Raw genomic sequence first — 13,965 nt, forward strand, 5'->3', positions numbered from 1 at the left:
CGTGCGGACCATGCGCAACCGGCCCATGACCTTCTTTCCCAGTCCCATTTCACCCAGCGGGAGTCAGCATGAAGCAGACCGTCACCCAGCACGGCCAGGCGCCCGACCTCGCCGCCGTCCGTGCCCTGCGCCTCGCCGGCGACGGAACCGACGGCTGGGCGGTCTCCGAAGCCGGCCAGGCCGTGCTGCAGGAGATCCTGCGACGGACCGAGCAGCCACCTGCCACGGCCGGTTCCGGGAGGCGCCGGCATCTGTTCATGGTGGGTGCGGTCGCAGCCGCCCTCCTCGGGGGCGCCACCACGGCTGCCGTGGCCACGCTCGGGCCATGGGGCGACAACGGACGCAATGTCATGTGTGCTCGCACACTGTCGCCCGAAGCGGACCTGAGTCAACTGCCGCTCAAAGCCATGAAGGACTTCGATCCGCAGGACGCGGCGCGTTCGTGCGCGGCGGCCTGGGACGGGATGTGGAACCGGCCCGCACAGGGCACAGTGCCGCAGACTCCCAAGCCGGCCCGGTTCGCGGCCTGCTATTTCCCCAACGCGCAGCCCGACAGCGGCGAGTCCTCCGCCGCCGACAGCCATGGGGAACTCGGCGGACCGGTGATCTACCCGGCGGACGGCTACCCCACGAAGAAGGCGGCCTGCGCAGCCATCGGCTCCAGGCCCGTGGCAGGCGGCTGAGGCCGAGGGTACGAAAGCGGCGGCCTGGACACCCCCATCTCGCCCTGGCCCGACAGGCGGCCGCCCCTGGCGGGGCCGGCTCAACGCGCTCTCCCTCCCGCCTAGTGCTCTGGCCGGGAAGGTTTGCGGGGTTGCTCGCACAAGCCGGTTGCCGTGCTGATCCCTGAGCTGGCTGGGTCTGGAGCGCCTGGGATGATCGGCGACATGACGTGCGATGTGTGGGGTGGCGAATTGCCCGGTCCCCCCGATTCGATTCGGCCGAGTTCGGATGCCGGAATGTGGGTTACCTGTGGGCACTGCGTGTTGGACACAGCCTCGCGGTTGCGGAGTCAGCCTGCCTCATCCCGGGCCTCGTCTGCGGGAACGGCCGGTCGGGTACGGCGAGCCGTCATCGCGCCGGCGGCCGCCGCGGTGGCGGCCAGGAGCACAGCGGCCACTCCGAGGGCGTGTTCGGCCGCGGCGCGGGGACCAGTCGTGTCGAGGTAGACCCCACCGATGAGGGCGATGCCGAGGGTTCCGCCGAGTTGCTGGACGGCGTTGAGCAATCCCGCCGCGGAGCCGGTCTCGTGCGGTCCGACGGCCCCCAGCGCGGTGGTGAAGAACGGCGGCGTGAACAGTCCGCTGCCCAGCCCCGCCAGCGCGAGGGCAAACGGGAGGGCCGTCGGGTAGGCGTCGGAGGCGGCGGCGCTGTAGGCGAATGCGGCGGCGGCCAGTCCGCCGGCGAGGGTGACGATGCCGGCGTGCATGACGCGGCCGCCGTACCGGGGGACGAGGTGGCTTCCGGCCGCCCAGGAGGCGACGGCCAGTCCTGCGGACCAGGGCAGGAGGGTGAGGCCGGCGGTGAGCGGCCCGTCGTGGAGGCCGAGTTCGAGGTGCAGGACGATGGTGATCATGACGCCGTTCATCACGGCGAAGAACAGCGTGGATGTGGCCAGTGCTGCGGGGAAGGAGCGGCCGCGCAGCAGGGCGGGTTCGATCAGCGGGGCTTTGCCGTGGCGGGCGGTGCGGCGCTGGTGGGCGACGAACACCGTCAGGACGGCGGCGCCGACCGCGGCGGTCGCCCACGCGGGGGGCCCGGGGTGGCCGGTGGCGAGCGGGCACACCAGCAGGGCGGTGCCGAGCATGGCCAGGGCGGTGCCGACCGGGTCGAGGCGGGGGCGGACCGGGGCGCGGTCCTCGCACAGAAAAGGGGTGGCGGCCAGGACGGCCACGGCGAGGGGAAGGTTGACGAGGAAGACGGCGCGCCAGGAGACGCCGAGTAGGTCGGCATGGGTGAGGACCCCTCCGAGCGCGGGGCCGACGACGGCGGACAGTCCCATGACGGGGCCGATCATGCCGAGGGCCTTGGACAGTTCGGGGCCTGTGAACATGGCGCGGATGAGCCCGAACGTCTGCGGGATGATCGCGGCCGCGGCGGCTCCTTGCAGAGCGCGCAGTGTGATGAGGACGAGGGCGGTGGGAGCGAGCGCGCACGCCAGGGAGGTCAAGGCGAATGCGATGACCCCGGCGCAGAAGACGCGCCTGCGGCCGTGGATGTCACCGAGGCGGCCGCCGGTGAGCAGGCCGAGGGCAAAGGCAAGGGTGTAGGAGGCGCTGAACCACGGGATGGTGGCGTCCGCTCCGCCCAGGTCGGTGTGGATGACAGGGGCGGCGACCTGGACGATCGTGGCGTCGAGGAAGTTCATCGCCTCGGCGGCAAGGAGCGCGGCGAGCGCGATCCAGCGCCATCGGTACGGCGCGCCGCCGAAGGCGGTGAGCCGTGCGGCGGGCGGGGTGGCGGGTTCACCGGTAGTGCGGGACATGCGTTCTCCCTCAGAGATGACGATGGCGGCAGACCGGTGACCACCGTGCCCAACCACCCGCGCAAGGTTCCATTTCTTGGCAAGTGATAGGCGTTTACTTCCATTCAGATCAGCTAATTTGATCGATATGCTCGTGCTGGATGATGTGGACCGCGGCTTGATCCATGCCTTGCAGGTGAACGCGCGGGCGCCGTTCACGCTCATCGCCGAGGTGCTCGGCTGCTCGACGCAAACCGTCGTCCGCCGCTACCGACGCCTGTACGCGCAGGCCGGGCTGCGAGTGGTAACGCTGCCGACGCCGCGCAGCGCGGGCGTACACCAGTGGTTCGTGCGGCTGACGGCCGCGTCACGAAGCGCGCACGACATCGCCGTGGCGCTCGCGCGCCGGCCGGACACCTCGTGGGTACGGCTGACGTCCGGCGGCACGGAGATCGTGGTGATCATCCACACACCCCCGTCCGGTCCTGACGCGCACACGCTGCTGCTGCGCGACATCCCGCGCACCGCCGGGATCAGCTCCGTCTCCGCGCACTACCTGCTGCACACCTACCTCGGCGGGCCGACCGCGTGGCGGGGCCGAGTGAACGTCCTGGACAAGGACCAGCAGGCCCGGCTGCGCGCCGAATGGGACACAGCCGGCGCGGGCGGGCGCGCTGCGGCCCTCGAAGAAGAGCCCTACCTGCTGACCGACGGGGACCGGGTGTTGCTGGGCGCGATGCGCGAAGACGCGCGGGTAAGCTACGCGGATTTGGCGGCGGCGACCGGCACGACAGCGTCGACGGTAGCCCGCAGGCTTACCGAACTACGGGCGCGGGGCGCGTTGTTCTTCGACGTGGACGTGGACCCTGCGCTGGTGGGCGTCACCGTGTCGGCGCTGTTGTGGATGCAAATGTCGCCGGCGCACCTGGACGAGGTGGCCACCGCGCTGGCGGGCCACGAGGAACTGGCTGTAGTGGCGGCGACGACCGGGCCGACCAACTTGGTCGCCCAAGCACTGTGCCGGGACGCGGAGGCGCTCCACACCTACCTGACGCGGCGCCTGGCGCGAGAGGCGGTCACGCACATCGAAACGGCCCCCGTGCTGCGCACGTACAAGGCCGCGGCGACACTGCGGACGCCCTGACCCCCGCCCCGGCTCCGGTCGTCGGCCGCGCGCTCGACTACCACGACGAACCACCGCCAGGTGACCACGAGCCCTCAGGATCTGAGGAATACGCTCTCGATTACGCAAGATCGCCTGCTCCGAGAGGAGCTGATCCTGCGGGAGACCCCGATGACGGCCCAAATCTGTCTCATGAGACATAGCGAAGTCTGGAGAACATGGAGCAGCCGACCGGGCTGCCCAGGATCGGGAAGACGGTACGGACGTGAGCGGCGGTGTCCGGCGCGCCGACGGTGAGAAAGGGGCGCAGCGTGGACCGATGCGGTCAGGATCGAGGTGTCCCAGCCCGCGCCCCAGCAAGTGCCGTCGCCCACACGGCACTCGGCGTAAGCGACTGCTGGACTGCCTGGGACTGTGGCGGTGGAGTGCTCGATGGAGCTGAGGATGTCGACGGTGATGCCGACGGTACCGAGGGCATCGGCCAGGGCGGACAGCGGTCCGTTGCCGGTGCCCTGGCAGGAGTGTTCCTGCCCGTCGGCGTGCAACGTACAGGTGAACCGGTGCTCGCCCGGTACGGGCTCGGTGGTGTTCCAGGCGGCCAGAGTGACCGGGCTGTCCAGGGCAGGGCTGATATAGGTGGTTCGGAAGTCGGGTATTGGAACCGTCCGAATGCCTCTGACGGGATGGTCAGGATCTGCATGCCTGGATCAGGAAGGCAAGGGCTCCTGCCGGATCGTGCAGAGGGCGGGCGCCATCGGTGACGACGCGACGTGTGCCCGGGTCGACGGGGTCTGTCTGCGCCCACTCCGGAGAGCCGATGCCGATCTCAACTTCCAGACCTGAGGGCGTGGCATAGCGTCGTTCGGTGATGGGCCCCCACGATTGCGTTCGGACAAGCTCGCCGAGAGCGAGCTCGTTGGCCCAGGTGTTGTTGAAGTACTGAGGCTGGTCTGTCGTGAGCAGGACGATGTCGATATCGGAGTCAGGCCGCGCGGCATCGCGGGCGTACGAGCCGACAAGTAGCAGGCCGATGATGTCCTGGCGGTTGGCGGCCCAGCGTGTGATGCGGTCGATGACCTCCTGCACTTCGGCGACTCGCTCCTGGGAGATCGCGGGTTGGTTCGCTGATTGTTCGGCGTGGTGTGTCATGTGGGCTCCTGGGTTTTGGGCCTGCGACTGATCTCGACTGCGTATGCTCCCCAGTCTCCGGCGGCAGCCCGCTGCCACTTGACGGCAACGCTGATGTGGATGCCGAGGGTCCGGGCAAGGATGGCGGCGGGCAGCTCGGTGGCGAGCTGGAACAAGGCGGTCGACCGGGCGTCCGCGAGCCGGATGCCGAGCTTGCGGAGCCTCTCGCCTATCGCCCAGGCGCTGATCGGGCGGCCGGGCTGGCCGCCGGGAAAGAGCCAAGGAGCGTCGATCTGGGCGAGGACCGCGTGGCTGCGACGAGCGGAGACCTGCTTCAGGGCCAGCTCGGCGACGGGGCCGGGCAACGTGACCGCGATGTCGCCGAGGCGGATGCGGACCGTTCCTTCCGTCTCTTCGAAGTGAGCGGCGGTCAATCGGGATATTGCCGCGGGCCACTGGGCATAGAGCAGCAACAGCAGGCCGCCAGGCGGTCTTCGGTCCGGATGGTGTCGTCGTGCAGAAGGCGGCGGGCGGCGACCCGACGGGTGTCGTCGTCCATCGCCTGAGAGGGGCCATTCCACTTCACGGCCGGGAAACTGAGGTCGCGGGTGATCTTCTGGGCGAGGGACCAGCGCAAAGTGGCACTTCAGGTTGGATTCACCCGCGGTGCGGCATTCCGTGGCCATGCGGATACTGGTGGTGGAGGACGACCGGCGATTAGCCGAACTACTGCGCCGTGGCCTGGCCGGTGAGGGCTTCGCAGTGGACCTGGCAGGCCGCGCGGGTGGGAGCTAGCGGTCGAGAACGACTACGACGTGGTCGTGCTGGACGTGATGCTGCCCGGGCTGAACGGCTTCCGGGTCTGCGCCCGGCTGCGCGAGGCCGGGGTGTGGACCCCAGTGCTGATGCTTACCGCCAAGGACGGCGAGTACGACGAGGCCGAGGGACTGGACACCGGCGCCGACGACTACGTCACAAAACCCTTCTCCTACATCGCTCTGGCCGCCCGCCTGCGTGCCCTGGTCCGCCGTGGACGTCGCGAACGCCCCGCCGTCATCCAGATCGGCGACTTACAGGTTGATCCCGCCGCCCGCCGCTGCCAGCGCGGGGACACGGTACTGGCCCTGACCGCCCGGGAGTTCGCCGTCCTGGAGTAGCTCGCCAGCCGCCACGGAGAGGTCGTCGCCAAGAGCGAGGTACTGGAGCATGTGTGGGACGACGCCTTCGACGGCGACATAAACATCGTCGAGGTCTACGTCTCCGTCCTGCGCCGCAAGATCGACGCTCCCTTCGGCCGACGCACCATCCACACCGTCCGCGGAGTCGGCTACCGCCTCGACCACGACCAGGCATCCGCGTGACAGCCCACAGGTTCCTGCACTGGCTCCGGCCCACGACCATGCGGGCCCGGCTGACCCTACGCGCCGCATCGGTGACCGCAGCAGCCCTGGCCATCGGGGCGTGCGTAGCAGCGGTGCGGTTGTTCGTAAGCCCGGACGACGACTACGCAATACCACAGTCCGCGGACAAGTGCCGGGAGCTGGCCCTGCGCCTTGCGAGCGGCCCGGACGCGCCGCCGAGCGTGGAAATCACCGCGTGGTCACTGGTTACCGCGGTAGCCGTACTGACCGTGGTGGTAGCGGGCACAACATGGTTCACCGCAGGGCGGGTACTGCGCCCGGTGGAAGCCATCCGTGGCCGCTTCGACGAACTCGCCACCCAGCGCTCACCCCGCCGGGTACCCCTCCCCCGGTCCGGAGACGAGATCGCCCGTCTGGTCCACACCATGAACACCACCCTGGGCCGACTCCAGACCGCGGTCGACGAGCAACGCCGGTTCGTCGCCGACGCCTCCCACGAACTGCGCAGCCCGCTCACCGCACTCCGGGCGGAGTTGGAGATCGCCCTGTCCCGCCCGGAACAGGCGGACTGGCCGCAAGTGGTCCACGGCGCCCTGGGCGACACCCAGCGACTGCAGCGCCTGGCCACCGACCTGCTGCTGCTGGCCCGCTTTGACAGCGGAGGCGAGGACCGCGGCGCGCAAACAGTAGACCTCGCCGATCTGGTACGCGAGGAGGTCGCCCGCCGCCACCCGCCCACCCACCTGACCCTGCAACTCGACTCCGCCCTGGACCCGGTCCTCGTCCACGGCCACCCCGCCCTCCTCACCCGGGTACTGGGCAACCTCCTCGACAACGCCGAACGCCACGCCGACACCGCCATCACCATCCGGCTCAGTCACGACCCCCAGCAGCGTCAGGCCGTGATCGAGGTCCTCGACGACGGCCCCGGCATCCCCCCGGCCGACCGCCAACGCGTCTTCGAACGCTTCACCCGCCTCGACGACGCCCGAACCCGCGACACCGGGGGCACTGGCCTCGGCCTCGCCATCGCCTACCACATCACCGCCCTCCACCGCGGCACCCTCAAGATCACTCCGAGCCTTCGTGGCGCGCATTTCGCTCTCCACCTCCCCACCTGCCTTTCCTGACGGCGCTGTTCTCGCATAGCTACGGCCAGGTGGCTTTTAGCACTGCGTGGCGCTCAGTTCTGTGGTCGGAGCCTGGGCCGGCGATACGGCCCTCTTCTCGTATAGCTACGGCGAACGGACATGTAGCGCAGGGTGATGCTCGGGGCTGGACCGGGCGCGAGGGCCAGCGGCACTGCGTTAGGGTGATGCCGCTTAAATGCCGGATTTACTGCGACAGAGCCCCTACGGTGATCTTCGCGACCTGCGGCGGACTCTCCGGCCGCCGCAGGCGAGGTGTACGCATTTACTGCGGCAGCGCCGGAAGGGCGGGACGGCCATGGCGATCGAACCAGTGACCGAACTCGGCAGCGGGGGCGCGACCCGCCTGCCGCCCGCCCGGGTGGTGCCCCTGTCCGCCCCGCCCTCGTCGTACACCGCGGCCATCGAGCGGTACCTCACCGGGGCGGGCATCGCGAAGTCCTCCGCGCGGATCTACCGGATCTCGCTGACGACATGGGGGGGATGCTCGCCGGCGAGGCGGCGCCGACCGGACCCGCCCGCCGGGGCGCGAAGCCGCCCGTCTTCCCCGTCGCCGCGATCGACGACCCGGCGCTGCCGGAGGTCCTGGCCGAGCTGGCGGCAGCGCGGGCGGACGAGCTGGACGCCGACACCGTCAACCGGGAACTGTCCATCACACGCAAGGCGATCGGCTGGTGGCAGCGCCAGGGCTGGATCGACGGGGACCCGACGATCGGCATCGAGCGGCGGCCAGCGCCGCCGGACCGCACCAAGGCCCTGGCCGAGAACCAGATCGCCGCCCTGTGGCGCCTCGACGTCGCCCTGCGGGAGAAGGCGCAGTGGAAGATGCTCTACGAGTCCGCCGCACGTGCCGACGAGGTGCTGTGCCTGAACGTGGAAGACCTCTACCCGCAGGACAAGCGCGGGAAGATCACCGCCAAGGGCGGCGCGACCGAGTGGATTCACTGGCAGTCCGGCACCGCCCAGTTGCTGCCTCGCCTCATCGCCCGCCGCACCCGCGGCCCGCTGTTCCTCACCGAGCGGAAGGCCCCGGCCGGAACACCGACACTCGACGTGTGCCCGGAGACCGGCCGGGCCCGGCTCTCCTACCGCCGGGCCGAGGAGATCTTCGAGGAGAACACCCGGCTGCTGGCCAACCCCCTCGCCTCACCCGACGACATCGAGGACCTGGATGGCTGGACTCTCCACCGGCTCCGCCACAGCGCCCTCACGCACGACGCCGAGGACGGCACCTCCACCCCGATGCGGCTGGCCCCTCCCGCCACGCCTCCCTCCGCTCCCTGGAGCGGTACGCCCGCCCCGGTGTCGACGCCGTTGCACGGCACGTCGCCGAACGCGACCCCGCCGCCCGGCGGAGGGGCTGACGCCCCCAAGATCAACTACTGGCGGCTTCTGGGGTCACCTCGGCGTCACCCCGTGTTGTCGCGGGCGTCGCCGCAGTGTCGGCGACGTGGGCGGTGGGCTGGTGTACGCGGGCATGAAGCTCAAGAGCCACCTGGACGACCGCAAGGCCGAACACGACGAGGCGCCCGCGGGCGCCGCCGAGCAGACGGCCGCGAGCGCCGATGTGGTCGAGGTCGAGGAGACGGCCGTAACCGAGACTCCGCGACTGCGCGCTGTGTGAGCGTCAGGCGAAGCGCCGGCGCGGGTGCAGATCCGCATGACGCTCAGGGCGTCGCCCTTTCTGCGCGTACGTAGGACGCCACGGCGACGGCCCGCGCGCAGCACGCTCTCCACGACGCTGCGGGGCCCGGACCGACGTGCGGCCGCGCCGCACACGGGGGGGCGGTACGGATACGGGGCAACATGGCGGAACGGTTTCGCCCGGTACGCCCGTCCGGGGAACATGGCTGCGGAACACCAAGCGCCGGGGCCGCGGCTGTTCGGGGGGCGCGGCCGGCCACGCCATCTGGGGGGATGTCATGGACGCAGCCGTACACGTGCGCACGAAGAACGGGGGACGAGGGGTGCTGGAGGGGGCCTTCGCACTGCTGGAGGCCCTGCGGCAGCACGGTGACGAAGCGGGGGTGACCGAGCTGGCGGTCGCGTGCGGCGTGCCCAAGAGCACCGCGCACCGGCTGCTGGAGCAACTGGTGGCCATGGAGGCCGTCGAGCGCCGCGGTCCGCGCTACCGGCTGGGCGCCCAGCTCTACCGGCTCGGCCAGGCGTGGCAGCCGCACCCGGGGCTGCGCGCGGCGGCCCGCCTGCCGCTGCACCGGCTGCGGGCGGCGACCGGGGGCAGTGTCGTCCTGGCCGTGCTGCGTGATGAGCGGCCCCTGACGGTGTGTTCGGTGCCGGGCCGCGTGGAGCCGCTCGTCCCGGTGCGGGACGGCGACGCGTTCGCGCTGGACACCGCGTTGGGCAGGGCGCTGCGCGGCCCGGTGCGCGGAGGCGCGGTGCTGGACCGGGAGGAGGTGGTGGCGGGGGTGTGCTGCGCCGCCCTGCCGGTGCGGTCCCCGGCGGGGGCCGTGGTGGGGGCGGTGGCCGCGATGGTGGAGGCGGGCCAGCGGCTGGACGTGGTGGCGGGCCGGGTCGCCGAGGCGGCCGCGGGCATCACCCGCGCGCTCTCCGGCACCGGCACCGGCATCGGCCCCGGGGGCGGGAACGGGGCGCGGGCGGTCCGGTGACGGGCCCGCACGGCAACGGGCAGGTGGCCGCGCCGGAGGACCGCCAGGGCGTGTCCCGCTCAGTGGAACACGCGTAGATGCGGGGCCGGGCGGGCGGGCATGGTGGTTCGCGTGCCGGGGGACGGCACGGCCCCGCAGCACGACGCGGGGCGACACCCATCCAAGGGGGAACCGACATCATGCGTGGAATCGCTCGAGTGGCCACGGCCGCCCTGCTCTCGCTCACCGGCGTCGCCGGCTTCGCCGGCACTGCCCGGGCCGAGCCGATCGACTACGTCCGCATCGAGCTGCTGGAGCTGACCTGCCACCAGCAGAGCGAGAGCGATCACGACGAGGCCTATCTGAAGGTTACCGACGCCAACGGCAACGCAGTGAAGGTGTGGCCCGGCAGCCTCAAGTACCAGACGATGGGCCCGGGTTACGTGCGGTCGATGACGGACGGCAACGGCAACGCGGCCCTCGTCCTCGGCAAGCAGCAGGCCCGCACCATGACGCTGTGGGACTACGACACCACGAGCTCCGACGACAAGCTGGGCTCGACGCTCGCCACCGGCAGCGAGGCGGGCGCAGAGGTCCAGTACCGCTCGCTCGAAGGGTCCGGCGGCGTCTACACCATCGCGTACCGGGTCATCGACATCTGACCGCCCCGGTCCGGGCGGCGGTGCCGCGGGGACCGGGTGCGGCGGCGCCGCCGGGCGGGTGCCGCCCACCCGCCCACCCGCCAGGCGGCCCGCCGCACACCGTGCCGCTCTGCTCACCCGATGTGGCGGTGGACTTTCTGCCACCGAGGCGGAGAAGGCCAGGTCAAAGGGGGCAGCCTCGAAGCACAAGACGTCCAGGACGCCGAAGTGGATCCCGGTCGGGAAGAGCGACGACGCATCCGGCGGCGGCGAAAACTGAGGTTGAAGGCCGCCCTCCTGGGGCGCTCCAGGGGCGGGCAGACCAGCAAGGTCCACCTCGCCGCCGACCGCAAGTGCCGCCCGCTGGCGTTCGTGCTGACCGCGGGCCAGGCCGCCGACAGCCCGCAATTCATCCCGGTGCTGGGGAAGTTACGGGTCCGCGGTCCCGTCCGGCCGCCCTCGCACCCGGCCGGACGCGGTCGCCGCCGACAAAGCCTATTCCTCCCGCGGCAACCGGGCGCACCTGCGCAGACGCGGCATCACGGCAGTGATCCCGGAGAAGAAGGACCAGGCCGCCAACCAGAAGAAGAAGGGCACCAGGGGCCGCCGACCCGTCAGCCACGACACCGGCCTCTACAAAGAGAGGAACACCGTCGAGCGCCTGATCAACAAGCTCAAAGCCTGGCGAGGCATCGCAACCCGCTACGACAAGACCCCAGACAGCTACCTCGCCGGCCTCCACCTGCGCGCCTCGATGATCTGGATCAAAGACCTCACCCAGACCACCAAATGATCACGACTCGATACGCGCCGCTGCTCGGCTGTGACGCCAAGATCGGCAGCGATTCGAACAGCTTTCCGCGCGTTTCGACGATATCGATGTTCGGTCCCAGTCCCGCGTCGACCAGGATCGTCCGGTCTCCCGAACGCACCAGGAAACCCCCCATTGGCATGATCCAGCCCGCACCGTCGAACCACGGCGGCGCGGTCTGCCAACCGTGGCCCGCGCTGGACGGCGGGTCGAAGAACTCGCCCGGGGTACGGGATGCTGCGCATCGAGTACGGGATCGATGCTGGTAACGACCACAAGGTTCTCCTCGGCGTTGTGTGGCGAGCACCGTGGGCGCTGGCAGTTGTCAGCGGTCATGTAATTCCCCACGATCTGCATGATCAACGTCAGTCAATTCCCCACCCTCGCGGTCACGGTTCCCCACCGAGACGCTGACCGTTGATGGTGCCGCCGACCACGCTCGAACTGGGCGAATATTCCCTGTTTCGGGTGGTTTGAGTAGCTAGTAGATCTTTCTTGCGGATCCACCGGGTTCCCCATGGGCATGCCGGTGCTCGGGTTGAGGGTCCTGGCCCTCTCGGAGACGTCGCGGTCCCTCGACCTGCGAACCGAGAGGTCGACGGACACGCCGGATGGCAAGGAGAACATTCACCGTGATCGACATCGTCGAGATCTACGTGCACTGGTACGCAGGCCGCTCCAAGAGCCAGGTGTCCGCCTCGCTGGGGGTGGACCGCAAGACGGTCAGGAAGTACCTGGCCCCGGCCGAGGAGGCCGGCATCACCCCGGGCGGCCCGCCGATGAGTGAGACAGACTGGGCCAAGCTGCTCAAAAGCTGGTTCCCAGAGCTGGCCAGCCGGAAGCTGAACCAGGTCAGGTGGGGTGAGATCGAACCGCACCGCGACTACGTCAAGTCGCTGCTGGAGACCACGACGGTCACCACGATCCACCAACGGCTCCGGGACGAGGGGAAGTTGAAGGTGTCCTTGTCGACGTTCCGCCGCTGGGTGCATGAGAACCTGCCCGACGAGGCGGCCCGCTCGAAGATCACGGTGCTGCGGGATGTTGTCGAGCCGGGCTCGGAAGCCCAGATCGACTACGGCTTCCTCGGGCAGTGGATCAACCCGGCCACCGGGAAACGTCACCGGATCTGGGCGTTCGTGATGGTGCTCCCCAGCTCGCGGCACATGTTCGTCCGCCCGGTGGTGCACATGGACCAGCACGCCTGGACCCTCGCGCATGCGGAAGCCTTCCGCTTCTTCGGTGGCGTCCCACGGCGTCTGGTCCCGGACAACCTGAAGACCGGGGTGGACAAGCCGGACCTCTACGACCCGCAGATCAACAAGTCGTACGCCGAACTTGCCGCCTACTACGGCACGTTGGTCGATCCGGCCCGCGCCTCGAAGCCGAAGGACAAACCCAGGGTCGAGCGGCCCATGCCTTATGTCCGTGACTCGTTCTGGAGCGGGCGCCGGTTCACCTCGCTGGAGCACATGCAGGCCGAGGCCCTGCTTTGGGCGACGAATGTCGCAGGCCAACGGCAGTGCCGACCGTTGGGCGGCGCGAAGCCGTTGTCGGTGTTCGAGGCGGTGGAGGCCAAGGCCCTTGTGCCGCTGCCCGAGACGCCGTTCGTTCTGGCGAGATGGTCAACTGCTGTGGTGGGGCCGGATATTCACGTCAAGGTCGGCCGCACCCTCTACTCGGTGCCCTGGAAACTCATCGGCCGCCGGGTCGATGTCCGCTCCACCGCCACCATGGTCCAGATCTTCCACGAGGGTGAGCTGGTCAAGACCCACGCCGCCCTGGAGCAGGGCAAACGGACCGACAAGAACGACTACCCGCCCGAGAAGATCGCCTTCCAGATGCGGACGCCGATCTGGTGCCGCGGCCAGGCATCACAGGTCGGCGATGCCTGCCGTGAGGTCATCGACCAGCTGCTGGAAGTCAACGCTCTCTACCGGCTCCGCGCGGCCCAGGGGGTCCTCGGACTGCGGAAGAAGTACGGCGATGCCCGTCTGGAAGCCGCTTGCATCAAGGCCATCACGGTCGGTGACCCCTCCTACCGCACCGTCAAAGGGATCCTGGTTGCCGGCACCGAGACCGATCCGGAGCCCGAGACCGGCGACGGCGGAGCCGCGGCCTTCCTGCACGGCCCCGAGGGCCTGTTCGCCACCACCGTCCCCACCCAGACTCTGGGCGACTTTCACGACGACCAGGACCGCGGTGACGCTGAGGAGGCCGTGCGATGAGCGTGATGACCACCGCCCTGCGCGACTCGCTGAAGACCCTGCGGCTGTCCGGGATGCTGGAAACACTCGACGCCCGCCTCACCCAGGCCCAGAAAGGCGAGCTCGGACACCTCGACTTCCTCCAGGTCCTCTGCCACGACGAGATCACCCGCCGCGAGTCCGTCGCCCTCGAACGGCGCCTGCGCAGAGCGAAGTTCGAACAGCAGGCCACCTTGGAGGGCTTCGACTTCAACGCCTCCCCGAAGCTGCCCGCCGCACAGATCCGCGACCTTGCCGCCCTGCGCTGGCTCCACTCCGGCGAGTCCGTCATCCTGTTCGGCCCCGTCGTTATCAGCGGGGCGTGAGCCCCTCGATTCTCTGTCTGCGACGAGCGTCACCGTGAGCGTTCTGCGTCGTTGATGCATTGCTATCAACGGGAGTTCTTCAACGAGACGGAACGGCATCAGTGGCGCACA

At 69.8% G+C, this 13,965-nt stretch carries 12 protein-coding genes and 2 pseudogenes; 10 read left to right on the forward strand and 4 right to left on the reverse strand.

Annotated features, from left to right (window positions below):
- Positions 1-68 precede the first annotated feature (68 nt).
- Positions 69-683: a hypothetical protein gene (locus AQJ58_RS24345; RefSeq protein WP_067253522.1), complete on the forward strand. Its 615-nt coding sequence runs from the start codon at positions 69-71 to the stop codon at positions 681-683.
- Positions 684-1,012: 329 nt separating this feature from the next.
- Here the strand turns inward: AQJ58_RS24345 and AQJ58_RS24350 are convergent, their stop codons facing one another.
- Positions 1,013-2,485, reverse strand: coding sequence for an MFS transporter (locus AQJ58_RS24350; protein ID WP_079079158.1), 1,473 nt, complete (start codon positions 2,483-2,485; stop codon positions 1,013-1,015).
- Positions 2,486-2,612: 127 nt separating this feature from the next.
- Here AQJ58_RS24350 and AQJ58_RS24355 point away from each other — a divergent pair, with 127 nt between their 5' ends.
- On the forward strand, positions 2,613-3,608 hold the full coding sequence (locus AQJ58_RS24355) for an Lrp/AsnC family transcriptional regulator (RefSeq protein ID WP_067253525.1): 996 nt from the start codon (positions 2,613-2,615) through the stop codon (positions 3,606-3,608).
- A 74-nt stretch (positions 3,609-3,682) separates the two neighbouring features.
- Here AQJ58_RS24355 and AQJ58_RS41320 read toward each other — a convergent pair whose 3' ends face one another.
- From AQJ58_RS41320 to AQJ58_RS43920, 3 genes are read right to left on the reverse strand one after another with little or no spacing between them, the layout of a single operon-like run.
- Positions 3,683-4,258, reverse strand: coding sequence for an alpha-isopropylmalate synthase regulatory domain-containing protein (locus AQJ58_RS41320; RefSeq protein WP_079079159.1), 576 nt, complete (start codon positions 4,256-4,258; stop codon positions 3,683-3,685).
- 16 nt (positions 4,259-4,274) lie between these two features.
- Positions 4,275-4,736, reverse strand: coding sequence for a nucleotidyltransferase domain-containing protein (locus tag AQJ58_RS24360; RefSeq protein ID WP_067253528.1), 462 nt, complete (start codon positions 4,734-4,736; stop codon positions 4,275-4,277).
- Entirely contained in the window at positions 4,733-5,149 is a 417-nt protein-coding gene (locus tag AQJ58_RS43920; RefSeq protein WP_234360268.1) for a hypothetical protein, read from the reverse strand. Before AQJ58_RS43920 ends, AQJ58_RS24360 begins: the two co-directional genes overlap by 4 nt.
- Before the next feature lie 250 nt (positions 5,150-5,399).
- Here AQJ58_RS43920 and AQJ58_RS24370 point away from each other — a divergent pair.
- The 8 genes and pseudogenes from AQJ58_RS24370 to AQJ58_RS24405 all read left to right on the forward strand — a co-directional run bounded on the left by AQJ58_RS24370 (position 5,400) and on the right by AQJ58_RS24405 (position 13,854).
- Positions 5,400-6,076 (forward strand): annotated as a pseudogene (locus AQJ58_RS24370) (response regulator transcription factor).
- Positions 6,077-6,114: 38 nt separating this feature from the next.
- Entirely contained in the window at positions 6,115-7,206 is a 1,092-nt protein-coding gene (locus AQJ58_RS24375; RefSeq protein ID WP_107122158.1) for a sensor histidine kinase, read from the forward strand.
- Positions 7,207-7,698: 492 nt separating this feature from the next.
- On the forward strand, positions 7,699-8,922 hold the full coding sequence (locus AQJ58_RS44695; protein WP_234360269.1) for a tyrosine-type recombinase/integrase: 1,224 nt from the start codon (positions 7,699-7,701) through the stop codon (positions 8,920-8,922).
- 224 nt (positions 8,923-9,146) lie between these two features.
- Positions 9,147-9,851 carry a helix-turn-helix domain-containing protein gene (locus AQJ58_RS24385; protein ID WP_067253536.1) on the forward strand — a complete coding sequence of 235 codons (705 nt, stop codon included), beginning with the start codon at positions 9,147-9,149 and terminating at the stop codon, positions 9,849-9,851.
- Positions 9,852-10,030: 179 nt separating this feature from the next.
- Positions 10,031-10,492 carry a hypothetical protein gene (locus tag AQJ58_RS24390; protein ID WP_067253537.1) on the forward strand — a complete coding sequence of 154 codons (462 nt, stop codon included), beginning with the start codon at positions 10,031-10,033 and terminating at the stop codon, positions 10,490-10,492.
- A gap of 216 nt (positions 10,493-10,708) precedes the next feature.
- Positions 10,709-11,264 (forward strand): annotated as a pseudogene (locus tag AQJ58_RS24395) (IS5 family transposase); the annotation flags it as partial.
- Positions 11,265-11,914: 650 nt separating this feature from the next.
- Complete coding sequence (istA, locus tag AQJ58_RS24400; protein ID WP_067253539.1) at positions 11,915-13,510, forward strand: IS21 family transposase; 1,596 nt, start codon at positions 11,915-11,917, stop codon at positions 13,508-13,510.
- Positions 13,507-13,854 (forward strand): ATP-binding protein, encoded by a 348-nt coding sequence (locus AQJ58_RS24405; protein ID WP_324613817.1) that lies wholly within the window; start codon positions 13,507-13,509, stop codon positions 13,852-13,854. Before istA ends, AQJ58_RS24405 begins: the two co-directional genes overlap by 4 nt.
- Positions 13,855-13,965: the final 111 nt, after the last annotated feature.

The sequence above is a fragment of the Streptomyces sp. DSM 15324 genome (genome assembly GCF_001514285.1).
GTDB lineage: Bacteria > Actinomycetota > Actinomycetes > Streptomycetales > Streptomycetaceae > Streptomyces.